Source organism: Comamonas sp. A23 (assembly GCF_004522605.1).
In the GTDB taxonomy this organism is placed as follows: Bacteria; Pseudomonadota; Gammaproteobacteria; order Burkholderiales; family Burkholderiaceae_C; genus Comamonas; species Comamonas thiooxydans.
In genome coordinates this window covers 616,469-639,573 of record NZ_RSDT01000002.1, presented here as the reverse complement: position 1 = coordinate 639,573, position 23,105 = coordinate 616,469, and the positions used below count along the sequence as shown (strand labels likewise).

At 61.4% G+C, this 23,105-nt stretch carries 20 protein-coding genes; 8 read left to right on the top strand and 12 right to left on the bottom strand.

Annotation, left to right across the window (positions count from 1 at the left end):
- The first annotated feature begins 1 nt into the window (after position 1).
- Entirely contained in the window at positions 2-1,171 is a 1,170-nt protein-coding gene (locus EIC84_RS07390; RefSeq protein WP_034361318.1) for a porin, read from the top strand.
- 158 nt (positions 1,172-1,329) lie between these two features.
- Here the strand turns inward: EIC84_RS07390 and groL are convergent, their stop codons facing one another.
- Both groL and groES read right to left on the bottom strand, forming a co-directional pair.
- Positions 1,330-2,973 (bottom strand): chaperonin GroEL, encoded by a 1,644-nt coding sequence (groL, locus tag EIC84_RS07385; RefSeq protein WP_003061955.1) that lies wholly within the window; start codon positions 2,971-2,973, stop codon positions 1,330-1,332.
- Between the two features lie 93 nt (positions 2,974-3,066).
- Positions 3,067-3,357: a co-chaperone GroES gene (gene groES / locus EIC84_RS07380; protein ID WP_003058782.1), complete on the bottom strand. Its 291-nt coding sequence runs from the start codon at positions 3,355-3,357 to the stop codon at positions 3,067-3,069.
- A 246-nt stretch (positions 3,358-3,603) separates the two neighbouring features.
- Between groES and EIC84_RS07375 the strand changes: the two genes are divergently transcribed.
- Positions 3,604-6,252: a chemotaxis protein CheW gene (locus EIC84_RS07375; RefSeq protein WP_100086381.1), complete on the top strand. Its 2,649-nt coding sequence runs from the start codon at positions 3,604-3,606 to the stop codon at positions 6,250-6,252.
- Positions 6,253-6,266: 14 nt separating this feature from the next.
- Here EIC84_RS07375 and EIC84_RS07370 read toward each other — a convergent pair whose 3' ends face one another.
- The 6 genes from EIC84_RS07370 to EIC84_RS07345 all read right to left on the bottom strand — a co-directional run bounded on the left by EIC84_RS07370 (position 6,267) and on the right by EIC84_RS07345 (position 12,573).
- Positions 6,267-6,605, bottom strand: a complete 339-nt coding sequence (locus tag EIC84_RS07370) for an H-NS family nucleoid-associated regulatory protein (protein WP_003061960.1) — start codon at positions 6,603-6,605, stop codon at positions 6,267-6,269.
- Between the two features lie 188 nt (positions 6,606-6,793).
- Positions 6,794-7,288 carry a GNAT family N-acetyltransferase gene (locus tag EIC84_RS07365; RefSeq protein ID WP_003061961.1) on the bottom strand — a complete coding sequence of 165 codons (495 nt, stop codon included), beginning with the start codon at positions 7,286-7,288 and terminating at the stop codon, positions 6,794-6,796.
- A gap of 66 nt (positions 7,289-7,354) precedes the next feature.
- Positions 7,355-8,515 (bottom strand): bifunctional nicotinamide-nucleotide adenylyltransferase/Nudix hydroxylase, encoded by a 1,161-nt coding sequence (locus EIC84_RS07360; protein ID WP_003061962.1) that lies wholly within the window; start codon positions 8,513-8,515, stop codon positions 7,355-7,357.
- A gap of 219 nt (positions 8,516-8,734) precedes the next feature.
- On the bottom strand, positions 8,735-10,438 hold the full coding sequence (locus tag EIC84_RS07355) for an NAD+ synthase (protein ID WP_003061963.1): 1,704 nt from the start codon (positions 10,436-10,438) through the stop codon (positions 8,735-8,737).
- Between the two features lie 16 nt (positions 10,439-10,454).
- The gene (pncB, locus tag EIC84_RS07350; RefSeq protein WP_003061964.1) at positions 10,455-11,657 is read right to left on the bottom strand and encodes a nicotinate phosphoribosyltransferase; all 1,203 of its coding nucleotides are present in this window, start codon (positions 11,655-11,657) and stop codon (positions 10,455-10,457) included.
- A 67-nt stretch (positions 11,658-11,724) separates the two neighbouring features.
- Positions 11,725-12,573, bottom strand: a complete 849-nt coding sequence (locus EIC84_RS07345; protein ID WP_003061966.1) for a hypothetical protein — start codon at positions 12,571-12,573, stop codon at positions 11,725-11,727.
- Between the two features lie 122 nt (positions 12,574-12,695).
- Between EIC84_RS07345 and EIC84_RS07340 the strand changes: the two genes are divergently transcribed.
- Positions 12,696-13,379 carry an NUDIX domain-containing protein gene (locus tag EIC84_RS07340; RefSeq protein WP_003061969.1) on the top strand — a complete coding sequence of 228 codons (684 nt, stop codon included), beginning with the start codon at positions 12,696-12,698 and terminating at the stop codon, positions 13,377-13,379.
- 65 nt (positions 13,380-13,444) lie between these two features.
- Here EIC84_RS07340 and EIC84_RS07335 read toward each other — a convergent pair whose 3' ends face one another.
- Together EIC84_RS07335 and metK are read right to left on the bottom strand one after the other, a co-directional pair.
- On the bottom strand, positions 13,445-13,618 hold the full coding sequence (locus EIC84_RS07335) for a DUF1328 domain-containing protein (protein ID WP_003058756.1): 174 nt from the start codon (positions 13,616-13,618) through the stop codon (positions 13,445-13,447).
- A gap of 194 nt (positions 13,619-13,812) precedes the next feature.
- Positions 13,813-15,000 carry a methionine adenosyltransferase gene (gene metK, locus EIC84_RS07330; protein ID WP_003061970.1) on the bottom strand — a complete coding sequence of 396 codons (1,188 nt, stop codon included), beginning with the start codon at positions 14,998-15,000 and terminating at the stop codon, positions 13,813-13,815.
- 126 nt (positions 15,001-15,126) lie between these two features.
- Between metK and EIC84_RS07325 the strand changes: the two genes are divergently transcribed.
- The gene (locus tag EIC84_RS07325) at positions 15,127-15,978 is read left to right on the top strand and encodes a lysophospholipid acyltransferase family protein (protein ID WP_034361321.1); all 852 of its coding nucleotides are present in this window, start codon (positions 15,127-15,129) and stop codon (positions 15,976-15,978) included.
- Complete coding sequence (locus EIC84_RS07320) at positions 15,975-16,856, top strand: lysophospholipid acyltransferase family protein (RefSeq protein ID WP_003061974.1); 882 nt, start codon at positions 15,975-15,977, stop codon at positions 16,854-16,856. The genes EIC84_RS07325 and EIC84_RS07320 overlap by 4 nt, the downstream gene beginning before the upstream one ends.
- A 50-nt stretch (positions 16,857-16,906) precedes the next feature.
- On the opposite strand, the gene EIC84_RS07315 is transcribed toward EIC84_RS07320, so the two are convergent.
- Complete coding sequence (locus EIC84_RS07315; RefSeq protein WP_003061976.1) at positions 16,907-17,824, bottom strand: alpha/beta fold hydrolase; 918 nt, start codon at positions 17,822-17,824, stop codon at positions 16,907-16,909.
- A 44-nt stretch (positions 17,825-17,868) separates the two neighbouring features.
- On the bottom strand, positions 17,869-18,639 hold the full coding sequence (gene yihA / locus EIC84_RS07310; protein ID WP_034361323.1) for a ribosome biogenesis GTP-binding protein YihA/YsxC: 771 nt from the start codon (positions 18,637-18,639) through the stop codon (positions 17,869-17,871).
- A gap of 77 nt (positions 18,640-18,716) precedes the next feature.
- On the opposite strand from yihA, the gene EIC84_RS07305 reads away from it, so the two are divergent.
- The 3 genes from EIC84_RS07305 to ccsB all read left to right on the top strand — a co-directional run bounded on the left by EIC84_RS07305 (position 18,717) and on the right by ccsB (position 22,976).
- Complete coding sequence (locus EIC84_RS07305) at positions 18,717-19,340, top strand: c-type cytochrome (RefSeq protein WP_003061979.1); 624 nt, start codon at positions 18,717-18,719, stop codon at positions 19,338-19,340.
- A 130-nt stretch (positions 19,341-19,470) separates the two neighbouring features.
- Entirely contained in the window at positions 19,471-21,645 is a 2,175-nt protein-coding gene (locus tag EIC84_RS07300) for a cytochrome c biogenesis protein ResB (RefSeq protein WP_034361325.1), read from the top strand.
- The gene (gene ccsB, locus EIC84_RS07295; RefSeq protein ID WP_003058739.1) at positions 21,642-22,976 is read left to right on the top strand and encodes a c-type cytochrome biogenesis protein CcsB; all 1,335 of its coding nucleotides are present in this window, start codon (positions 21,642-21,644) and stop codon (positions 22,974-22,976) included. Before EIC84_RS07300 ends, ccsB begins: the two co-directional genes overlap by 4 nt.
- Positions 22,977-23,105 lie beyond the last annotated feature (129 nt).

The following is a 23,105-nucleotide window of genomic DNA, read 5'->3' as shown; positions in this document are numbered from 1 at the left end:
AATGACATCTTCATTTGTGAAAAAAACATTGGCTTTGGCTGTGCTGGGTTCGCTGGGGACGATTGCTTATGCACAAAGCAGCGTGCAACTGTATGGCATTGTGGATGCAGCGATTCGTCACACGACTAATGAGGGTCCGAATAAAAGTGGTCTGACCAAAATGATCGGTGGCGGCATGTCGGAGAGCCGCTGGGGTATCAATATCAAGGAAGATCTGGGTGGAGGCTTGTCGGCTATTGCCAATCTGGAAAATCGTTTCTGGACGGATTCGGGCACGCCCAGCACCGCTCAACCTTACTTTGCGCAGTCCTGGGTGGGCTTGCGCAGCACCAGTTTTGGTCAGGTGACCATCGGGCGCCAATACAACGTGCTGTTTGATCTGGTGACCTCTACCTATGCATCGTTCCCATATTCGCCTTATATGGATGCCTACAAGCCTGAAATCGGCATGTCTCTGGGTGCGCGTGCAAACAATATGCTGAAGTACGTTGCCGAGTTCGGGCCGGTTCGTGCAGGGCTGCAGTATTCTTTTGACGAAGGAAATACCTTTGCCAAGAAGGGCGGCAGTATTGATATGACGCCAGGTGGTCTGGCATTGAAAACCGCAGGCGGCTATCTGCGCTATTCTGCCAATGGCATTTCTGTGGGTGGTGCTTTCCAGCGCTCCACCTTGCCGGCCGGCACCGATGTGGATGCCTGGACACTGGGCGGCTCCTATCGCACTGGGCCTCTGTATCTGATGGCTGGTTACGGCCAGAACAAGGTCAAGGATAGTCTCGGTGCTGCGGGGGCTGGTGCCATTTTTGACGCTGGCCTGCTCAATGCATATTGGACAGGCTCTTCCAATGGTGGCTTTATCGCGGGTAATGCGCCCGGAAATTTTGCCAACAAGCGTGAGATGTTCAAGGTCGGTTTTGGCTACCAGGTCACGCCGCAGCTCAATGCAGGTCTGCATTACTACCATGCCAAGCAATCGGGATCGGCGACTGGCGCCTTCAATGGCAAGGCCGACTTTATCGTTGCCGTGGCTGACTATGCCTTCTCCAAGCGCACAGACGCCTATTTCGCGGTGGATCACACCAAGACCAAAGGCGGTGCGGGCGTGATGCTTGATGCCAATGGCGCGAAAAAGCGTACCGGTATCACCATCGGTCTGCGTCATCGTTTCTAAGGCGAATCTCTGGATACAAAAGCCAGCCCGATATCGGCTGGCTTTTTTGTGCTCGGAGCAGCTCGTGAAGCTCGGTGCAAAAGAAAAAGGCCGCAAATGCGGCCTTTTTGTTGTGGGCAAACCAGGTGGAGCAAACCACCCGGTCAGCAGCAGAGCAATTACATGCCCATGCCGCCCATGCCGCCCATGCCGCCCATATCGGGCATGGCAGGAGCTGCGTCAGCCTTGGGGGCTTCGGCGATCATGCACTCAGTGGTCAGCAGCAGGGAAGCCACGGAAGCGGCGTTCTGCAGAGCAGTGCGAGTCACCTTGGTGGGATCCAGGATACCCATTTCCAGCATGTCGCCGTAGGTGTCGTTGGCAGCGTTGAAGCCGTAGTTGCCGGAACCGTTCAGCACGGCGTTCACGACCACCGAGGGCTCGCCACCGGCGTTGGCCACGATTTCGCGCAGAGGGGCTTCGATAGCCTTGAGCACCAGCTTGATGCCGGCGTCTTGTTCGGCATTGCCGGTAGCCAGGGCGCCAACGGCTTGCTTGGCGCGCAGCAGGGCCACGCCACCGCCGGCCACGATGCCTTCTTCCACAGCTGCGCGGGTAGCGTGCAGGGCGTCTTCCACGCGGGCCTTCTTTTCCTTCATTTCGACTTCGGTGGCAGCGCCAACCTTGATCACGGCAACACCGCCGGCCAGCTTGGCCACGCGCTCTTGCAGCTTTTCACGGTCGTAGTCGGAAGTGGCTTCTTCGATCTGGATGCGAATTTGCTTCACGCGGGCTTCGATTTCGTCAGCAGCGCCAGCACCGTCGATGATGGTGGTGTTTTCCTTGCCGATTTCGACGCGAGCAGCCTGGCCCAGATCTTCCAGAGTCACCTTGTCCAGCGACAGGCCCACTTCTTCAGCGATGACCTTGCCGCCAGTCAGGATGGCGATGTCTTCCAGCATGGCCTTGCGACGGTCACCGAAGCCGGGAGCCTTCACAGCCACAACCTTCAGGATGCCGCGGATGGTGTTCACCACCAGAGTCGCCAGGGCTTCGCCTTCGACGTCTTCGGCAATGATCAGCAGAGGACGGCCGGCCTTAGCCACAGCTTCCAGCGTGGGCAGCAGGTCGCGGATGTTGCTGATCTTCTTGTCGAACAGCAGCACGAAGGGGTTGTCCAGAATCGCGGCTTGCTTTTCGGGGTTGTTGATGAAGTAGGGCGACAGGTAGCCGCGGTCGAATTGCATGCCTTCGACGACATCCAGTTCGTTGGCCAGGCTCTTGCCTTCTTCAACGGTAATCACGCCTTCCTTGCCGACCTTGTCCATGGCTTGAGCGATGATTTCGCCCACGTCGGAGTCGGAGTTGGCGGAGATCGTGCCCACTTGAGCGATTTCCTTGGAAGTGGTGGTGGCCTTGGATTGCTTCTTCAGCTCTTCCACCAGGGCGGCGACAGCCTTGTCGATGCCGCGCTTCAGGTCCATGGGGTTCAGGCCGGCGGCCACGTACTTGGAGCCTTCGCGCACGATGGCTTGGGCCAGCACGGTAGCGGTGGTCGTGCCGTCACCAGCGATGTCGTTGGTCTTGGAGGCCACTTCCTTCACGAGCTGGGCGCCCATGTTCTGCAGCTTGTCCTTGAGTTCGATTTCCTTGGCCACGGACACGCCGTCCTTGGTCACGGTGGGGGCGCCGAAGGAGCGCTCCAGAACCACGTTGCGACCCTTGGGGCCCAGGGTAACCTTGACTGCGTTAGCCAGGATGTTCACGCCTTCAACCATGCGTGCACGTGCTTCACCGCCGAAAACTACGTCTTTTGCTGCCATTTTTGGCTCCTAAAGAATGAGGTTCAATTGGGCTGCCAGCGCTTGTCAATCAGTCGCCGACAGCCATGAAGAGGAGAATGTGTTCGGGAAGGATTACTTCTCGACGACTGCGAACAGGTCGTCTTCCTTCATGACCAGCAGCTCGTCGCCGTGGATCTTCACGGTTTGGCCAGAGTACTTGCCGAACAGAACGCGGTCGCCGACCTTCACGTTCAGAGCGATCAGCTCGCCCTTGTCATTGCGCTTGCCGGGACCCACAGCCAGCACTTCGCCCTGGTCAGGCTTCTCGGTGGCAGCATCAGGGAGCACGATGCCCGAGGCTGTCTTGGTTTCGTTTTCGAGGCGCTTGACGATCACGCGATCGTGCAGGGGACGCAGGTTCATACCAACTCCTAAATACATCAACAAAGTTGAAACAAGACTTGCCAGCCATCCTGGCCGACATTCGGAATATCTAGGGTCAAGCTGTTAGCACTCAACCCCATTGAGTGCTAATAATAAGGCAATTTCTCGCGCTTTCAAGACCTCTCCCCCGTCGGTCGCAGGACAAATCTGCGAGGAAACAGGGTTTATTCTTAGTCATGTGTAACGTGTTTTTACAAATAGGCCTGGCTTTTGCTCTGGCAGAACATGCCTCTAGAAACCATGACTGCCCCGGCGCAGCGCGCCCAAGACCTGTTGCAGACAGATGTCTTCATTCCCCATATGTGCCAGGTCGGGCGCTGCGAGAGTTCGCTCAGGGAGCTGAATCTGATGTGGCGGCTCATAGAGTCCTCCGCCAAGATGAATTGCCCACAGGAAGCGCAGGCCTTGCTGCCCATGATGGCCGCCACGCGCGGCGGCTTCGAGCGGCTGGAGCAGGACCTGGTGCAGTCCATGGTGATGCAGGCTGTGACGGGGGTGACGGCGGGGCTGGCCAGTCAGGCACAGCATCTGATCGATACCCTGGTGCGTAATCTCTACGAGCGCACGGCCGACGTGGGATTTCTGGCGACCGACGCCATGCTGTGCCAGTTCATGGCCGCAGCGGATGGCGATGAGGCGGCCATCACCCAGCGTCTGCGTGCCTACCGCAGTAAGTACACGGTCTACGCGGACATTCTGCTGCTGGATGCCGAAGGCCAGGTGCGAGCGAGTGCGCGCGAGAGGAGTCAGGCCACAGATCAGCCATGTCGGGATGCATTGATTGCCCGCGCTCTGCAAAGCCAGGGCTTTGTGCAGAGTTTCGGCGCCACCGACCTGCTGCCGGGGCACGGCAGCGCGCTGATCTATGCGCATCGCATGCTGCACGCCGACAACCGCCAGCCTATTGGCGTGCTGTGCCTGTGTTTTGACTTTGATGGCGAGATGCAAGGCATCTGGAGCGGCCGAGACCGGACAGACAGTAGCGGTGCGCCCGAAGCTCAGACCAGCATCGCCCTGTTGCTCGATGATCAGGGACTGGTGCTGACCAGCAGCGATCCGCACTGGATTGGTGTGGGGGCGAAGCTGCAGGCTCACCGTGATGGTGCGGATCCGCTGTATGTACATGGCGGACGCACCTATCTGGTGCAATCGGCGGCCTCGGCAGGCTATCAAGGCTATATGGGCCCCCAGGGCTGGCGGGCGCAGATCATGACGCCGCTGGAGCTGGCCTTCGGTCTTCAATCGCAAGCGGGTCTGGATGGGCTGGATGCCGCGGTGGCCCAGGGCCTGCTGGCACATGCACATCGCTTCTGCCCACCCCTGCACGCCATACGCAGCGCAGCGGACACCATACGTCGTGTGGTCTGGAACGGCCGCGTCATGACGGCAGGCAAGCAGATGGACAACACGCGACTGCAGGCCGTGCTGGAGCAGATTGGCGAGACGGGGGCGCGGACCAACGAGGTCTTCTCACAGTCCATCGATGCGCTCTACGGCACGGTGCTCAACACCGCACTGAGAGACAACAGCCTGTTGACCAGTCTGCTGGTGGATCTGCTCGATCGCAATCTCTATGAGCGTGCCAACGACTGCCGCTGGTGGGCCTTGACGCCGCAGCTGTCCGAATTGCTCGAGGACCAGGCCCTGGGCGAGACGGCTCCAGATCAGGTGAGCGAGGCCTGTGCGCTGCTCACCGCCATTCACGACCTGTATACGGTCTACCAGCAAATCATGGTCTATGACGTTTGCGGCAGGGTCGTGGCCGTCAGTCAGCGAGGCCGCCCCGATGCCGAGGTCCGTGGGCTGCTGGGCACCTATATAGAGACGGACAGCCTGCACCAGGTTCTGGCGCTGGGCGGGACCCAGGCCTATCACGTCTCGCCATGGCGCCCTTGTGTTCAGCACGAGGAGGACGGCCCGACCTATGTCTATTACGCGGCCATACGCAATGCCGATGGCGTGGTGCTGGGCGGGATTGGCCTGGTGTTCCATGCACAGCGTGAATTCAAGGCCATGCTGGAAGGCGTGACCGGCGTGCAGGCAGGAGGCGCAACCAGCAGACAGGTGGCTTACCTGAACCGCTCGGGCCTGGTCATGTCCTCCTCGGATGTGCAGCTGCAGCCGGGAATGCAGCTGGATCTGCCGCCACAGATGCTGGCCCTGGCACCTGGACAGAGCATGGCCCGTGCCATGGTGTATCAGGGCCGGTATTGTGTGGTGGCGATCACGGCGGGCAGCGGTTACCGGGAGTTCAAGCGCAGCGATGGCTATCGCGAAGAGGTACTGGCCTTGTCCGTGCAGGCGTTTGGTGCCGTGCAGGACGATGCGCTGGCGGCCGTCTCTCGCCGCAACACCAGGGTGCAAAGCCTGGCGGCGGCCAGCCAGGGCAGTGCAGCCGGCATGGAGATGGCGACCTTTTTTGTGGGGCGCAGCGTGCTCGCCGTGGATGCTGCCTGCGTGCTCGAGGCCCAGAGTGCCTCGGCCATCGCTCCTGTTTCTGCCGGTCGCTTGCCGCATTGCGTAGGCACGCTGGCGCAGCGCAGCCAGGGAGTCGTGGCCGGCTATGTATGGGTCTTCGATCTGGGAGCCCTGCTCTTTGGCAAACCTGTCATCAGGACGGCGCAAAGCCAGGTGATCGTGCTGGAGCTCCAGGGGCTCAAGCTGGGCGTGCTGGTCAGTGATCTCGAAGGCGTGGTGCGCTTCGAGAGCGGGCAGTTGCGACTGGCTCCTGCAATGGCGGGTGCGGCAGATCAGCTTGTGGACCGCTTGATCCGTGCCAATGACGGAGATCTGCTCATCCAATGCCTGAACGTGACGGCCCTGGTGCGCATGCTCAAGGCACCGCTGCCGGCGGAGCAGGCTGCTGGGGGCTGAACGGGCAGGGGCGCTTACTGAACCGGGAACGGGTTTTTTTCGTCGCGAGGGGCGCTGAAGTCCACGGTAGGCGTGGTCTTGATCTCGTACTGGCCGCGATCCTTGCCTTCGATCCACTTCGGGGGCTTGCCGCGGCCGGTCCAGGTCGCACCACTTTCGGGGTCGTAGTACCTGGCTTCGACCTTTTTCTTTTCTTCAGGCTTCCAGGGGAAAACCTGCTGAGAGGTAAAGCCGAAGGTGGCGATCAGTTGCTTGACGGTGGCCAGGGCTTCCTTGGCTTCGGTGCTGCGCGCTTCTTCGATGCGCTTGTCCAGCACATTTTTCTGAGCGATGAGTTCTTGATAGCTTGGCATTCTGGATTCCAGAGATAGTGTGAAAGGTCAGCACTGATTGCCGCCTTTGTTATTGTTTTGCAAAACCATTCATTTTGGCGCAAGCGCGAACGCGCCGCATTGTTGATGTTGCGTACACTCAATCTGCAAAGGGGCGCACATCACTTCGAAGGGCTGCACACATCACTCTGGATGATCCGGTCTGGGGCTCAAGCCTGTTTGTCACCCGTGGCCATGGCCTGCAGGGCCGAGCCCGTCATGCGATAGCGGATCCACTCGGTCTGTGGCAGAGCGCCCAGGCTGTCATAGAACTTGATGGAGGGCGTGTTCCAGTCCAGGCAACTCCATTCAAAGCGGCCGCAGTCCTTCTCCATGGCGATCTGGGCCAGATGCTGGAGCAGGGCCTTGCCGGCGCCGTGGCCGCGGGCGTCGGGAGTGATGTACAGATCTTCCAGATACAGGCCATGCTGGCCCTGCCAGGTGGAATAGTTGAAGAAATACACGGCAAAGCCCACGGCCTTGCCCTCGATCTCGCAGATCAGTCCAAAGACAGAAGGGTTGGCGCAGAACAGCGTGCGACGCACATGGTCGGGCGTGGCCTTGACCTCATGCTCGGCCTTTTCATAGATGGCGAGTTCACGTACGAAGTGCAGGATTAGGTCGATGTCTTGCTCGGTGGCGGGGCGGATATGGAGCTGGCTCATGGAATAACGGGGAAAAGTAGCTCAAGCGCTTGATGGTCAATCGCTCTCAGCTATGGTTTTGTTCTATCAGGCGACCTGGAGCTCGGGCTCGCTCTGAGCCAGAGTCACGGGCAAGAACTGGCACAGGATCTGGAAATGGTCCTCGAAGAACTCGGCTTCCATGCGGGGCAGATCGGCAATCGGCACCCAGCGGGCCAGGGCGGCGTCGTCCGCGCCCTGTACCGGAGGCAGGCTGGGCTGCACGCCCAGGTCCAGATAGTGCACATGGGTGATGGTACGCCCGCGCAGGCTGCGGTCCGGGTGATCGAAGACCTGCACGGCCTGCAGGGCCGCCAGCAGATCGGCCTCGCTGATGGAGGAGCAAGTCTCTTCACGCAGCTCGCGCATGCAGGATTGCCAGAGGCTGTCACGCTGCTCGAGAAACCCACCGGGCAGCGCCCAAAGGCCCTGGCCCGGCGCATGGCCGCGCTGGATCAGCAGCACCTGGTCCTGGCCCTTGGCACGGCAGCGCAGCAGCGCATCCACGGTGACGAACACCGGTGCATAAGGCGCCTTGGCCCAGGCCCGCTTGTAGTCCTGCAGCATATGCCATTCTTTTTGCAGGCGCAGATACAGCGGTGTCTGGGCCCAGCGGCGCAGAAAGTCCAGCGTGCTCTCGGGCATCTGGGAGGAAAGCCTGGCCAGAGCAGCATCCATGGTCTCGGGCGAGGCGCCGCCTTCGCCAAAGAGGATTTCGCGCAGCGGCGTGGCGTCGAACTGGCCCAGGCGCGGCAGGCTGATCAGCTCCCAGCCCGGAAAGCGGGCCAGATAGCTGCTGCTGGAGTCCTTGAAATGCCCGACCAGGGCCACGCTCGCGCCCTCGGGTACATGGGCCTGCACGGCTTCGCGCACGGCATGCACCCACAGCGGCTCGTTGTAGTAGTCGCGCACGGGAACGCAGCGCACGCGCTCGGCATCCTCTTTCGATAGCGCATTGCGCAACATCTGCGCGCGCTCCTGCCAGCTGAACGGGTTTTTGGGATTGGGTGCCTGCCAGGCGCTGCCCAGTACCACCACGACCTGGCGAGCCCGCTCCAGTGCGGCATGCAGCAAGGCCATATGGCCGTTGTGCAGTGGCTGAAAGCGGCCGATCAGCACGGCGGTATGCAGAGGCACGGAGGTGGGCAGGATCTCGGGTGCTGCGGCGATGACACGCTTGCTGGAGGTGTTGGGACTGGCTTGAGGCATGAGAGCGAAACCCGTACAGAAATCGGCGCCCGCAAGGGCAAATATTGGTGAAAACGCGCTAAACGCTTACTGGGTAAGCGAGAGTAGCTCACATTTTTAAACGTTTAACCAGGCCCGGCACGGCCAAAGTCGGCATTCGAGACAGGCTGCCAGTCGCTCGGCGACACCCAAGGTGCTGCAAGGCTTTGCCAGCTTGTCTCAAGCAGATGCCGGGCATTGCTATTCGTAGTGTGCCGCAATCGGCATCTGCCGGCCCGTGCCAAAGGCCCGTGGGCGTACTCTGAGCATGGGCGGAGCCTGGCGGCGCTTGTATTCGCTGCGGAACACCAGCTTCTGCACGCGGGCAATGGTCTCGGGCCCGCCGGCCTGGGTGCGCAGCTTGGCCACAAAGGTTGCGGCATGCGCATATTCCTTGTTCGACAGATGCTGGCCCTCGATATGCCATTTGAGAATCTCGTCGAGCACGGCATAGGGCGGCAGGCTGTCCTCGTCCTTCTGGCCGGGAGCCAGTTCGGCCGAAGGCGGCTTGTCGATGATGGCCTGCGGGATCAGCTCGCGGCCCGCATGGCGGTTGATATGGCGTGACAGCTCGAAGACCTCGGTCTTGTACAGATCGCCGAGCAGGCCCAGGCCGCCGTTGGTGTCGCCATACAGGGTGCAGTAGCCCACCGAGACTTCGGATTTGTTGCCTGTGGTCAGCAGCAGATGGCCAAAGGCATTGGAGAACTCCATCAGCGTGGTGCCACGTGCGCGGGCCTGCAGATTCTCCAGCGCCAGACCCTTGAGCGGTTCGCCAAAGCTGGCCTCGAACTGGCGTGCATAGGTGGTGACCAGCTCCTTGATCGGATGCTCGTAGAGTCTGATGCCCAGATTGCGGCACAGCAGCACGGAGTCGTCGACCGAGCCGGCCGAGGAATAGCTGGACGGCATGGTGATGCCGACCACGTTGTCTGCTCCCAGGGCATCGACGGCCAGGGCCAGCGTCAATGCCGAATCGATGCCGCCCGAGCTGCCGACCACCACCTGCTGGAAACCGCAGCGGCGCGCATAGTCGCGCAGGCCCAGCACGATCTGCTGGCGGTAGAACTCCATGGTGGCCAGGCCTTGCGCCGGCACGGTAGGCAAGGCCGTACCGTCGCAGGCCTGAAACCGGCCCTGCGCATTCAGCTCCAGTGTGCAGACATCTTCTTCGAAGCGTCTGGCTTCAAACACCAGGCCCGCCTCGGGCTCCACGGCAAACGAGGCGCCGTCGAACACGATCTGATCCTGGCCGCCGATCTGGTTGATATAGAGGATGGCCAGCTTGTGGCGTGCCGCGGCCTGGGTGAAGACCTCGTGGCGCTGCTCGCGCTTGCCTAGGTGGCTGGGGCTGGCGTTGATGCTGATGACCAGATCGGGGGCCGCATCGCCCATGCGTACAAAGGGGTTGGTGGCGTAGTCGGCGCCCTGGTCGTTCCAGCCGTCCTCGCAGACCAGAAAGCCCACCTGGCAGTTGCCCACGCGCAGCACCTTGGCCGTGTCGGCCCCGGGCTCGAAGTGGCGGCGCTCGTCAAAGATGTTGTAGGTGGGCAGCAGTTGCTTGTCGTACTGCAGGCGGATCTGTCCGTTCTTGAGCACCAGCAGGCTGTTGTGCAGCGGTTTGCCGGGGCCATTGTGGCGTGTGGGTGCGCCCACGACCCAGTGCAGATCGGGAAACTGGCGTGTGGCCTGCAGCAGCTCCTGCAGACCTGCATCGAGTCTTTGCAGAAAGCTGGGCTCGTCCAGCAGGTCGCCGGGGTAGTAGCCGCACAGCGACAGCTCGGAAAACACCACCAGATCGGCCTGTTCGGCCGCCGCCCTGGTCGCGGCTTCTCTCATGCGGCGGATGTTGCCGCTGATGTCGCCCACCATGTAGTTGAGCTGGGCGATGGTGACTTTCAGCATGGTTGCCTCCGAAGATTCAGGCTGCCTTGGCAGGCTCAGGGATGTTGAAGACCTGGCGCAGGTAGGCCAGATAGGTCTCGTCGTTGCACAGCGTCTTGCCGGGCGAGTCCGAAATCTTGGCCACGGGCTGGCCGTTGGCATGGGTCAGCTTCATCACGATATTGATCGTGGTCAGTCCCATGTCGTTGGTCAATCGCGTGCCTATGCCGAAGCCGCACTGGATGCGATCGGCAAAGCGGTGGTAGAGCGCCAGTGCCGTGTCCAGATCGAGTCCGTCCGAGAACACCAGGCGCTTGCTCTGCGGCGCAATGCGCAGCTTTTCATAGTGGGCAATGGCCTTCTCGCCCCACTCGAAGGGATCGCCGGAGTCATGGCGCAGGCCGTCGAAGAGCTTGGCAAAGTACATGTCGAAGTCGGCCAGAAAGGCGTCCATGCCCACGGTATCGGTCAGGGCGATACCGAGGTCGCCGCGGTATTCCTGCACCCAGTCCTCAAGGGCGGCGACCTGGAAGTCGCGCAGACGCACGCCCAGGGCCTGATAGGTCTGCAGATACTCATGGGCCATGGTGCCAATGGGCACCAGGTTCAGATCACGAGCCAGCAGCACGTTGGACGTGCCCTTGAACCACTGCGCGGTCTCCTGGGCAAAAGCCTGCACCACCTCGCGTTGCCAGGCTCCCGAGAAGCGGCGGCGCACGCCGAAGTCAAACAGCTCGAAGGGGTTGTGCAGCCTGGCCTCGACAGCCAGATGCTTGAGCTGGGCCAGCTTGACCTGCAGGCGCTTGCGGCCTTCGACCAGGGCAGCCCCGGCATCGAAGCGGCGGAAGTACAGCTCGTTGACGATGGCCAGCACATAGATCTCGAAGCCCATCACATGGACTTGCGGGCCCTTGGCCACGATATGGAGCCGGTCGCCTTCGGCCCAGGCGCGGATGAAGGCGCGCTGGAACTGGAAGATGCGCAGAAAGTCGATGAAGTCGCTCTTCATGAAACGCAGGCCGGCCAGGTAGTCCAGCTCGCCCTGGTCAAAGCGCAGGCTGCACAGGGCGTCCAGCTCGCGTTCCACCTCGGGCAGCAGCTCGGCCAGCGGGAAGGCCGTGGGCGTGCGGCAGACAAATTCGTACTCGGCCTCGGTCTGGGGGTGGCGGTGCAGCATGGCCTGCCACATCGTGAATTTGTAGAGGTCGGTGTCCAGCAGGCTGGTGATGATGGGCTTCATGCCGTTCTTCTTTTCAAAAATATGAGCTGCTAGCGCTTTATCCATGGGAGCTAGAGGCCGATTTGTCTCATAAGCCAAAGCTGGCACTGGTTTCGCAGCGTACACCGGTTGCGCGCATGCGCTGCAGGAAGTCCTGGTGCGCGGCCTCGAATCCGGCGACCGGGCTCATGCAGTCCGTCAGCAGCACGATGCGCGAGTAGTCGTTGCTGCCCCAGTGCTCCACGATGTGCTCGGTGGTGGCGCGCACGCAGTGGCTGCTGGCCTCGCCAGCGATCACCAGGGTGCTGCTCTGGCGCAACTGGGTCAGCAAGGCGGTGTTCAAGCCGGTCTCATCATCCTGCGGGTCGGGAACCTCGGCACGAATGGCGCTGTAGTGCTCGGTCCAGGGGTTCATGCCCTTGAAGACATTGCGGGTGGCACGGTGCTGCAGCTCCTGCCACTGGCGGCAGGCCGCGAGCACGCTGGGATGCACGCCATGGCCCCAGCTGCCGATCTCGCAGTGCAGCGGCCAGACCATCAGGGTGTAGCTGCCTTGGGCCTCCAGCTGATCCAGGTATTGCAGCGTGCGTTCGCGCTCGGCAGCGTTGCGCGGTGCATAGTCGCCGGCACGGACCTGCGCTGCCGTGATCGGGGTGAATGGCAGGGCGGCACGGCCATCGCGCTGCTGCCAGAAGGCGGGATGGGCAATGTCATAAGCCTGGTGCGAGTCCAGAGTGATGGTGATCTGGCCCAGCTTGTCTGCCTGGGCTGCCATCCAGCTGCTCAGGCGCTGCATATCGGCATGAGCGCCCGCCACCGCAAGGCTGGGTGCTATCAGCTGATGAGTGTCTGGTGAGTGGGGGCACCAGTCGGCAGGCAGGTCGCAGAAGTCGTTTTGCGGGTCAATGATGAGCAGCTGGGCTTGTGGATGACTCATGGTGTTCAGCTTTCATGCGAGATGCAATGTCTGCAGTTTAAAACACTTAAAATATTTTTGCAACTAAGTATTTTTAGATTGCTGTGAAATAATCAGGCAAGAAAAACTAAGTTGGTAAAAAAATGAATCAAAGCAATGAGCGCAGGGAAGCGGTGCAGGTCAGTGTGGATGTGGTGCTGCTGACCCTGGTGGAGCAGCAGCTGCATGCCGTGCTGCTGCGTCGTCAGGCTGCGCCTTTTGCCGGGGTGTGGGCCTTGCCCGGCGGCTTTATTCATACCGATGAGGATGCGGATGCCAAAGCCAGTGCGGCGCGCGTACTCAGAACCAAGGTGGGCATAGAGGGTGCTTATCTTGAGCAGCTGGCTACTTTCAGTGGCCCGGCGCGCGATCCGCGCGGCTGGTCGGTGGCAATCGCCTATTGCGCGCTGCTGCCTGTGCAGAACCTGCCGCCCGATCGCGCCGACCTCAGCGTGGTGCCGCTCTCGGCTCTGCCGCAGCTGCCGTTCGATCACCGTGCCATCCTGGACGCTGCCTTGGAGCGCGTTCGCAGCAAAAGCCTGTATTCCTCCTTGCCCGTTCACCTGTGCGGCGAAACCTTCACGCTGCCACAGCTGCAGCAGGTCTATGAAAACATTCTGGGTGAGCCGCTGAACAAGGTCAGCTTCAGGCGCAAGATGGATGAGATGGACTGGCTGGAGGCAGTGCCTGGGGCTATGCAAGGTGGCGGGGCGCACCGGCCCGCCCAGCTTTACCGCGCCAAGCCCGGCTTCAGCCAGACGCTGGCGCTGACTGCCCGGGGGCTTTGAGGCCAGCCTGCATGAAAAATGCCTGCACAAGGCAGGCATTTGGGCGCGTGTGCAGCGGAGGGCTGCTAGCTGACAGCCCCTATGCCCAGCAGCGCCAGAACCACAAAGATCACGGCAACGGCAATGAAAATAAAGAACAGGATCTTGGCTATGCCGGCTGCGCCTGCGGCTACGCCGGTGAAGCCGAAAACACCGGCCACCAGGGAGATGATGGCAAAAATAATGGCCCACTTGAGCATCGGAACTCCTTTGTCTGAAGCGATGCCTTGAGACTAAGTCGCCAGGCGCGGACCCATGGTGCTCATTTGGGGAAAATCCTTGTCGGCTTGATCCGACAACAAAAAAGCCACCGCGATGGTTCGCGATGGCTTATTGACGAGGCTTGAGGGCTCATGCCCTCATATCCTCAGGCCCGTTTTTGCGGGTGTCCGAATCACTTCAGACCGGCAGCGGCGCGCAGCAAAGCCGCCTTGTCGGTGCGTTCCCAGGTGAACTCGGGCTCTTCGCGGCCGAAGTGACCGTAAGCTGCAGTCTTGCTGTAGATGGGGCGCAGCAGATCCAGCATCTGGATGATGCCCTTGGGACGCAGGTCGAAATGCGCCGCCACCAGCTTGGCGATTTCCGCATCGGGAATCACGCCCGTGCCTTCGGTGTACACGGTGATGTTCATGGGGCGGGCCACGCCGATGGCGTAAGCGACCTGCACCTGGCACTGGCGCGCCAGACCGGCGGCCACCACGTTCTTGGCCACATAGCGGGCGGCGTAGGCGGCCGAGCGGTCCACCTTGGTTGGATCCTTGCCGGAGAAGGCGCCGCCGCCATGAGGGCAGGCACCGCCGTAGGTGTCCACGATGATCTTGCGGCCGGTCAGGCCGCAGTCACCCTGAGGGCCGCCCACGACGAAGCGGCCGGTGGGGTTGATCAGGTATTTGGTGTCCAGCAGCCACTCGGAGGGCAGCACGGGCTTGATGATCTCTTCGATGATGGCTTCGGTGAACGAAGCCTTCATCTTGGTCGCCGTTTCCGACTGATCGGGGCTGTGCTGGGTGGACAGCACCACGGTGTCGATGCTGTGGGGCTTGCCGTCCACATAGCGCAGGGTCACCTGGCTCTTGGCGTCAGGGCGCAGGAAAGGCAGACGTCCATCCTTGCGCAGCTGAGCCTGACGTTCCATCAAACGGTGTGCGTAATAGATGGGAGCGGGCATCAGCTCGGGCGTTTCGTCGCAGGCGTAGCCGAACATCAGGCCCTGGTCGCCAGCGCCGGTGTTCAGCTCGTCATCGCTGGCCTTGTCCACGCCCTGGGCGATGTCCTGGCTTTGCTTGTCGTAGGCGACGAGTACCGAGCAACCCTTGTAGTCGATGCCGTATTCGGTGTTGTCGTAGCCGATGCGCTTGATGGTGTCGCGTGCGACCTGGATGTAGTCCACATTAGCACCGGTGGTGATTTCACCGGCCAATACCACCAGACCGGTGTTGGTCAGTGTCTCGGCAGCCACGCGGCTGTGCGGGTCTTGGGTGAAAATAGCGTCCAGAATCGCGTCAGAGATCTGGTCGGCGACCTTGTCGGGGTGGCCTTCAGAAACCGATTCCGAGGTAAACAGAAAATCGCTGTTCGCCATTGATATAACTCCTTGTAGCTTGGGCAATTGCGTTGCCCGAGCTTCGAAGTCTGGCGAACGCTTTAGCAGTTTTGTTTTTACGTCGCCCTGCAAGTTGCTCTTTAACTCAGCGACCCCGCTATTCTAATGCCTTCCCTGTTTCGACTGTTTGCTGCACTGCCTTTATGGCTATTGCATGGCCTTGGTGCTGCCATGGGGTGGGTGACCTGGGTGCTATCTCCCACCTATCGGCGCCGATTTGCAGCCAATGCGGCGCAGGCTGGCTATGCATTTGCGCAGGTCAGGGCTGCGGTGGGACATGCGGGTCGCATGGTGTTCGAGATGCCGCGCATCTGGCTGGGCCAGTTGCCGGATTGCGATATCGTCAATGGAGCCGTGGCCGAGCAGGCCTATGCGCGTGGCAAGGGCATTGTGTTTCTCACGCCGCATCTGGGTTGCTTCGAGATGTCCGTGCAGGCCGCGGCGCGGCGCTGGTCGGACCGGCATGGCGCAATCACCGTGCTCTACCGCCCCGCACGTCAGGGCTGGCTGGCCGAAATTCTGGAAACCGCGCGCAATCGTCCTGGCGTTCAGGCCGTTCCCACCACTCTCGCGGGTGTGCGTCAGATGATCAAGGCGCTGCGCCAGGGTGCGGCCGTGGGGCTGCTGCCCGATCAGGTGCCGCCCAACGGTCTGGGCATCTGGTCGCCTTTTTTCGGCCGTGATGCGTATACGATGACATTGGCGGCACGCCTGGTGCTGCAAACCGGGGCCACGGTCATCGTGGCGCGGTGCGAGCGCAAGTCCTGGGGGCGGGGCTACACGCTGTATCTAGAGGAATTGCCTGTGCCCGAATCTCAATCGCTGGAAGCCACCGTGGCGCTGATCAATCACGCCATGGAAACCACCATCCGCCAGTCTCCGCAGCAATACCTGTGGGGCTATGGCCGCTACAAGCAGCCGCGTGAAGACAAGCAACTCTCGGGGGAGAAGGCATGAGCGCCAGCAAGATCGCTATCGGCTGCATGCATGTGCTGGCCAAGCTGCCGCTGCCCGTGCTGCGTGGCCTGGGCAAGTGTGTGGGGCGTGTGCTGTTTGTAGTGGCGGGCCAGCGCCGATGCATCGCGCTGCGCAATTTCGAGCTGTGCTTTCCCGATGTGCCTGAGGCGCAGCGCAAAGCCTGGGCGAAAGAGTCTTTTGAGGTCTTTTGCCAGACTTTTCTCGATAGAAGCTGGCTGTGGTTCGGCTCCGAGGAGCTGGTGCGCAGCCGTGTCAAGCTGGACGGAGCCACGCATGAGCTGGAAGGTGATACACCCACCATCGTCTTCGCGCCGCATTTCTACAGCATGGATGCCGGTGGCCTGGCCCTGCCGCTCAATACCGAGCGCGAGTTCACCTCCATCTTTGCCACCAATCCCGACCCGGACCTGGATGCCTGGTTCATGAATGGCCGTCAGCGCTTCGGCAATGTGAAGATGCTCAATCGTGCCGATGGCGTCAAGCCCATCATCCAGTGCCTGCGCAAGGGCGGGCTGCTGTATCTGCTGCCCGATATGGACTATGGCAAGAACGATTCGGTGTTCGTGCCCTTTTTTGCGGTGGAAAACACGGCCACGATTCCCTCGCTTTCGCGCTTTGCGCGTCTGGGCAAGGCCAAGGTGGTGGCGCTCTACAACCGCATGACGCCTGAAGGCTATGTGGCCGAGCTGACGCCGGCCTGGGAGAACTTCCCGACCGACGACCATGTGGCCGACACCGCCCGCATGAACCGCGAGCTGCAGGCCGCCATCATGACCATGGTTCCGCAGTATTACTGGGTGCACAAGCGCTTCAAGACGCGCCCCGATGGCGAGCCATCGCTGTACTCCGGGAAATAGGCGCCAAATCGTTTCCATGCCTGATGGCATGGGTGCCAGAGGCTTCCTTTTCAGGAGCGAGCTGGCGCTGAAAGAAACTCCGCCAGAGCGCGCTGCACGGCCTCCGGCCTCTCGTGGACCACCCAGTGACTGCAGCCTTGCAGATGCTCTATCGCAAGCTGCGGCACCCATTGCTCCAGCCCATGCAACAAGGCGGGCTGCAGTGCCAGGTCGCTATCGCCCCAGAGAATGCGCACCGGCACAGGGATGTGCAGCATTTCATCGGGCAGGCTGAGCTCGCGAATGTCCTGCAGCTCATCGGCGCTGCCGCCGGGTCGGGGCGGCACCAGCGGGCTGGCCGCGTAGAACATGCAGGCGCCGTGCACGCCCAGATCCCAATGCTCGCGGTATTGCTGCTGACGCTCGGGCGTCAGCCATGCGGGCATGCTGCCGTCGGGGTTCTGAAAGAATCCGAGCATGCGCTGCCAGCCGTTTTCGGCCAGCAGCTCGGGGGCATCAGGCCGGCGCAGAAAATGCATGTACTGGCTGGCGGACTGCTGCACGGGATTGGACTGCAGCTCCCGCAAGAAGCTGCCGGGATGCGGGGAGTTGAGTATGAGCAGCCGCTCAAGCTGCTGGGGATAGCGGTTGGCCAGGCCCCAGGCCACGGCACCGCCCCAATCATGGGCAATCACGCAGGCAGCGCGCTTGGCAGGGCTTTCCAGCGCAACCAAGGCGGCAAGATCCTCCACCAGGTATTTGGCACGGTAGTCGCTGATGGACGTGGGCTGGCTGGAGCGGCCATAGCCGCGCAGATTGGGCGCCACGCAGCGGTAGCGGCTGCCGAATTGCTCAAGCAGCCCATCCCAGATGAAAGCGCCTTCGGGGAAACCGTGCAGAAACAGCAACAGGGGCTGACCCGGCTCGCCGCTGGTGCGGCATTCCAGTTCAACCCCTGTGGACAGGGTATGCGTGCAAGTCATGACCATGAAGCTCTCCTTTTTGTAGCTTCTGGCGCTTGCAAGATAAGCGCCTATGGCTGATTTTGCGCAGGTGTCTCGTCTGCGGGCGTCGCTTGGGTGACGGGAGCCGCCTGGGGCATTCCCGCCTGGGGCGTCCCCGCCTGGGGCAACCCCTCGGGGTGGCACCAGTGCCACAGCAGCTGGGCTACGTCATCCACGCCCTGCTTTTTGAGGGCGGAGAACAGGCGCACCTCGCCACCGCCCGCATTGAGCTTGGTGATGGACAGGATCTTGGCCTGCTCGGCGCGGGTCAGCTTGTCGGCCTTGGTCAGCACGATGAGGAACTTCAGACCTTGCTCCACGCGCGGACGGATGGCATCCAGCAGGGCTTCGTCGAGTTCGGTCAGGCCCAGGCGCGGATCGCACAGCAGCACCACGGCGGAGAGGCTTTCTCGGCTCATCAGATAGTTGAGCATGACGCGCTGCCAGCGCTCCTTGTCGGTGCGCGAGACGGCAGCGTAGCCGTAGCCGGGCAGGTCGGCCAGCACGGCATCGGTCACGCCCTGCTTGCCCAGCGCAAACAGGTTGATGTGCTGGGTGCGGCCAGGCTTCTTGGAAGCGAAAGCCAGCTGCTTTTGCTGGGTCAGCGTATTAATGGCGGTGGACTTGCCGGCGTTGGAGCGGCCGACGAAGGCAATCTCGGGAACGTCGACCTTGGGCAGTTGGTTGAGCTGGGCCGCAGTCGTGAAAAAGCGCGCGGTGTGCATCCAGCCCATCGCAAGCTTGCTGTCGATCAAAGAAAGTGTTTTTCCGGCAGTGGTATCCGGGGAAGCATGGGTCATGACGGTAACTATTTCAGGGAGGCCCATTGTAGAATTTGACGGATTCGCGCTCTCAACAATAGACCCAGCCCCTTGATATGAAGTTGCTTGCCTCTTTGCTGACTGCTGCCATTTTCGCAGCACCTGCCTTCCCCGCATTTTCGGCGGGAGAAACACCTGTGAAGGCGGATGCTGCCAAAGGGCAAGCCAGTTATGGGGCGGTTTGCGCCGCCTGTCACGCCGCAGACGGCAATTCCACCATTCCCCTGCAGCCCAAGCTGGCAGGCCAGCACCCCGAGTATCTGGTCAAGCAGCTGCGCGAGTTCAAGGATGGCAAGCGCAACGACCCGGTGATGAAGGGCTTCGCCGCCACGCTCAGCGATGGCGACATGCAGAACATTGCGGCCTGGCTGCATACCCAGGCACCCAAGAACGGCTTCTCCAAGGACAAGGACTCCATCGCCCTGGGTGAACGCATTTATCGCGGCGGCATTCAGGATCGCCAGATTGCCGCCTGCGCGAGCTGCCACAGCCCCAACGGCTCCGGCATTCCGGCCCAGTACCCGCGTCTGTCGGGTCAGCATGCGGAATACACCGTGAAGTCGTTGACGGACTTCCGCGACGGCAAGCGCAGCAATAGCATTCCCATGGCCCAGGTTGCTGCCAAGCTTAATGATCGCGAAATCAAGGCCGTGGCAGACTATATAGCTGGCTTGCGTTAAAAATCCTTTTCACCAGATGCGCGGGTGACTCCGGGAACTTTCAGGCATCTGGCACCCCCCAAGTCAGGCGGGCCCATCGGCTAGTTCAGCAGATGGCCCGCCTTTTTGCGTTCGGCTCTATCTCATCCTCATGTCAGACCTTCCACTTCGCGATCGTGACTCCTCTCGCTCACAGGCAGTGCGCGCGACTCTGGAGTTGCTGGCCTCCATGCGCTTTGCGATTTCACTGCTCACGGTGATCTGCATCGCATCGGTCATCGGCACGGTGCTCAAGCAACATGAACCGCTGGTCAACTATGTCAACCAGTTCGGTCCCTTCTGGGCGCAGCTGTTTCTGGCGCTGAAGCTCAATGCGGTCTACAGCGCCTGGTGGTTTCTGCTGATTCTGGCCTTCCTGGTCATCAGCACCTCGCTGTGCGTGAGCCGCCATGCTCCCAAATATCTGGCCGACATCCGCAACTACAAGGAGAATCTCCGCGAGCAAAGCCTCAAGGCTTTCCATCATCGCGCCGAGGCGGATGTGGCTGGCAGCACCGAAGAGGCGGCCAAGCGCATCGGCCAGCAACTGGTGTCTGGCGGCTGGAAGGTCAAGATGCAGCAGCGCGACACGGCGGCCGGGCCCGGTACCGGCTGGATGCTGGCAGCCAAGGCCGGTGCGGCCAACAAGCTGGGCTATATCGCCGCGCATTGCGCGATCGTGCTGATCTGCATTGGCGGGCTGTTTGACGGCGATCTCATCGTGCGGGCCCAGATGCTGCTGGGCGGCAAAACGCCTTATACCGGCGGCGGCATGATCTCGGACGTGGCGCCCGAGCATCGTCTGTCGATCAAGAATCCGACCTTTCGCGGTAACCTCATGGTGTCCGAAGGCACGCAGTCCGGTACTGCGATCCTGAATCAATCGGATGGCATCTTGCTGCAAGATCTGCCATTTTCGGTGGAACTCAAGAAATTCATCGTGGAGTACTACTCCACCGGCATGCCCAAGCTGTTTGCCAGCGATATAGTGATTCATGACCGCGCCACCGGCGAGAAGCTGGAAAAGCGCGTGGAAGTGAACCATCCGGCCAGCTACAAGGGCATAGAGATCTACCAGAGCAGCTTCGATGACGGCGGCTCCAGCGTCAAGCTGCATGCCGTGCCCATGGACGGCGTCTCCCAGCCCTTCGACGTGGAGGGCGTGATCGGCAACTCCACCGAGTTCGTGCGCAAGCTGGCCGATGGCCAGCAGGACAAGGTGACTCTGGAGTACACGGCGCTGCGCACCATCAATGTGGAGAACTTCGGCGGCCAGGACAAGGGCGGCACCGATGTGCGCAAGGTCGACCTGAAGCAGGCCATCGACGAGCGTCTGGGCGCTGCCCACAAGACCACGGACAAAAAGGATTTGCGCAATATCGGCCCCAGCGTGGGCTACAAGCTGCGCGATGCCTCGGGTCAGGCGCGCGAGTTCCAGAACTATATGCTGCCCGTGGACACGGGCGAGGGCCAGCCCGTCTTCCTGCTAGGCGTGCGTGAGAATCAGGCCGACCAGATGCGCTATCTGCGCGTGCCTGCCGATCCTGAAGGCACGATGAACACCTTCATGCAGCTGCGCCAGGCCATGCAGAACAAGGCCCAGGCCGAGAAGGCGGCGCGCGCCTATGTGCAGCGTGCGGTCGATGTCTCCAAGCCCGAGCTGGCCGAGCCGCTGACGCAGTCCGCGCTCAAGGCGCTGGAGCTGTTTGCCGGCCAGGACGCCAAGCTCAAGGGTCCTGACGGCCGCCAGCTGGGTGGTTTGCAGGCGATATCGGACTTCATGGACAGCAATGTGCCCGAGGCCGAGCGCGAGCGCGCCGGCGAGGTGCTGGTGCGGATTCTCAACGGCGTGCTGTTCGAGCTGGCCCAGCAGGTGCGCCAGCAGGCGGGGCTCAAGCCTTTCGAGAACGACGAGAAGACCCAGGCCTTCATGACGCAATCGGTGTTCTCGCTCAGCGACGCGCAGTTCTACCCAGCGCCCGTGGTCTTCATGCTGCAGGACTTCAAGCAGGTTCAGGCCAGCGTGTTCCAGGTGGCGCGAGCTCCCGGTAAAAACATTGTTTACCTGGGTTGCCTCTTCCTGATCCTCGGCGTTTTTGCCATGCTGTACGTGCGTGACCGCCGCATCTGGATCTGGCTGACCCCTGCGAATGGTGGCAGCCATGCGAACATGGCCTTGTCCACCAACCGCAAGACCATGGATGGCGACCGCGAATTCGTCATGCTGGCTGACAAGCTGATCGGGGCCAAGCCCTTACAAAAGAAGACTCCCGGAGGTTCTGTATGAACACCGCAACCACGACATTGACTCTGAATGAAGGCTATTTCGCCCGCCGCAACTGGTTTGACTGGTTGTTCGCGGTCGTGGTGGCCGTGGGCCTGGGCTATGCGCTGCAGCGCTACGCCGCCTATATGGATGTGTATGAGAAGGGCATTTTGCTGGCGACCATCCCGGCCATGATCTGGATGGGCTGGTTCTGGCGCCCGCTGGCGGTGCTGATGCTGACCGTGGCCGGCTTCTCGCTGATGGCCATCGGTCTGTACCAGGGAGGAGATGGCGGCGAACTGGCACGGTCGGAGACCGTCTTCGGCCTGAAGTACTTCCTCTCCAGCCAGTCCGCCATCCTGTGGATGAGCATGGTGTTCTTCATCAGCACGGCCTTCTACTGGATAGGCGTGTTTGCCAAGGGCGAGCGCTCGGTGATGTCGCTGCTGGGCTCTCGCCTGGCGTGGCTGGCCGTGGCCATGGCGCTGATTGGCACCATGGTGCGCTGGTACGAGAGCTATCTGCTGGGTCCGGACATCGGCCATATCCCCGTCAGCAATCTCTACGAAGTGTTCGTCATGTTCTGCTGGATGACGGCCATTTTCTATCTGTACTACGAGCAGCATTACGACACGCGTGCCCTGGGCGGCTTTGTGATGCTGGTGGTCAGCGCGGCCGTGGGCTTTCTGCTCTGGTACACGCTGGTGCGCCAGGCCCATGAGATTCAGCCCCTGGTGCCGGCTCTCAAGAGCTGGTGGATGAAGCTGCATGTGCCCGCCAACTTCATAGGCTACGGCACGTTCGCGCTGTCGGCCATGGTGGCGTTTGCCTATCTGATCAAGCAGCAGGCCACCGAGACCAAGTGGTACAAGCTTGCGCCGCTGTGGCTGCTGGGCGTGGTGCTGTGCTTCGAGCCCATCGTCTTTCGCAAGGGTGCGACCGAGAACGGCGGCAGCTACTGGATGGTGTACTTCGGCATCTCGGCCCTGATCGTGGCCGGCATCCTGCTCTCGCGCAAGCGCATTGCGGCCCGCCTGCCTTCGTTCGAGATTCTGGACGACGTGATGTACAAGGCCATCGCCGTGGGCTTTGCCTTTTTCACCATCGCCACCGTGCTCGGCGCTCTGTGGGCGGCCGAGGCCTGGGGCGGCTACTGGAGCTGGGACCCCAAGGAAACCTGGGCGCTGATCGTCTGGCTCAACTATGCAGCCTGGCTGCACATGCGCCTGATGAAGGGCCTGCGCGGCACGGTGTCCGCCTGGTGGGCGCTGGCGGGTCTGGCCGTCACCACCTTTGCCTTCCTGGGCGTGAACATGTTCCTGTCGGGCCTGCACAGCTACGGCGAACTGTAGGCCGCGTAACAAGCACTCCAAAAAACAGGAGCTGCTTGCGCTGATTGAATAAGGATTTCAGGTTGAAAACAATCTGAAACCATTGATCGTCAAGCGCAAGCAGCTCCTTTTTTATTAAGCACTTCGGGG

Excerpts from the sequence above, each read along its gene's own strand:
- EIC84_RS07355 (WP_003061963.1), bottom strand. The coding sequence starts at position 10,438 with ATGCTGAAAGTCACCATCGCCCAGCTCAACTACATGGTGGGCGACATC.
- EIC84_RS07320 (WP_003061974.1), top strand. The coding sequence starts at position 15,975 with ATGAGCGCCAGCAAGATCGCTATCGGCTGCATGCATGTGCTGGCCAAG.
- EIC84_RS07375 (WP_100086381.1), top strand. The coding sequence starts at position 3,604 with ATGCCTCTAGAAACCATGACTGCCCCGGCGCAGCGCGCCCAAGACCTG.
- EIC84_RS07300 (WP_034361325.1), top strand. The coding sequence starts at position 19,471 with ATGTCAGACCTTCCACTTCGCGATCGTGACTCCTCTCGCTCACAGGCA.
- pncB (WP_003061964.1), bottom strand. The coding sequence starts at position 11,657 with ATGAAGCCCATCATCACCAGCCTGCTGGACACCGACCTCTACAAATTC.
- EIC84_RS07365 (WP_003061961.1), bottom strand. The coding sequence starts at position 7,288 with ATGAGCCAGCTCCATATCCGCCCCGCCACCGAGCAAGACATCGACCTA.
- EIC84_RS07340 (WP_003061969.1), top strand. The coding sequence starts at position 12,696 with ATGAATCAAAGCAATGAGCGCAGGGAAGCGGTGCAGGTCAGTGTGGAT.
- yihA (WP_034361323.1), bottom strand. The coding sequence starts at position 18,639 with ATGACCCATGCTTCCCCGGATACCACTGCCGGAAAAACACTTTCTTTG.
- metK (WP_003061970.1), bottom strand. The coding sequence starts at position 15,000 with ATGGCGAACAGCGATTTTCTGTTTACCTCGGAATCGGTTTCTGAAGGC.
- EIC84_RS07370 (WP_003061960.1), bottom strand. The coding sequence starts at position 6,605 with ATGCCAAGCTATCAAGAACTCATCGCTCAGAAAAATGTGCTGGACAAG.
- EIC84_RS07360 (WP_003061962.1), bottom strand. The coding sequence starts at position 8,515 with ATGCCTCAAGCCAGTCCCAACACCTCCAGCAAGCGTGTCATCGCCGCA.
- EIC84_RS07335 (WP_003058756.1), bottom strand. The coding sequence starts at position 13,618 with ATGCTCAAGTGGGCCATTATTTTTGCCATCATCTCCCTGGTGGCCGGT.
- EIC84_RS07325 (WP_034361321.1), top strand. The coding sequence starts at position 15,127 with ATGCCTTCCCTGTTTCGACTGTTTGCTGCACTGCCTTTATGGCTATTG.
- EIC84_RS07305 (WP_003061979.1), top strand. The coding sequence starts at position 18,717 with ATGAAGTTGCTTGCCTCTTTGCTGACTGCTGCCATTTTCGCAGCACCT.
- EIC84_RS07390 (WP_034361318.1), top strand. The coding sequence starts at position 2 with ATGACATCTTCATTTGTGAAAAAAACATTGGCTTTGGCTGTGCTGGGT.
- groES (WP_003058782.1), bottom strand. The coding sequence starts at position 3,357 with ATGAACCTGCGTCCCCTGCACGATCGCGTGATCGTCAAGCGCCTCGAA.
- EIC84_RS07315 (WP_003061976.1), bottom strand. The coding sequence starts at position 17,824 with ATGGTCATGACTTGCACGCATACCCTGTCCACAGGGGTTGAACTGGAA.
- groL (WP_003061955.1), bottom strand. The coding sequence starts at position 2,973 with ATGGCAGCAAAAGACGTAGTTTTCGGCGGTGAAGCACGTGCACGCATG.
- EIC84_RS07345 (WP_003061966.1), bottom strand. The coding sequence starts at position 12,573 with ATGAGTCATCCACAAGCCCAGCTGCTCATCATTGACCCGCAAAACGAC.
- ccsB (WP_003058739.1), top strand. The coding sequence starts at position 21,642 with ATGAACACCGCAACCACGACATTGACTCTGAATGAAGGCTATTTCGCC.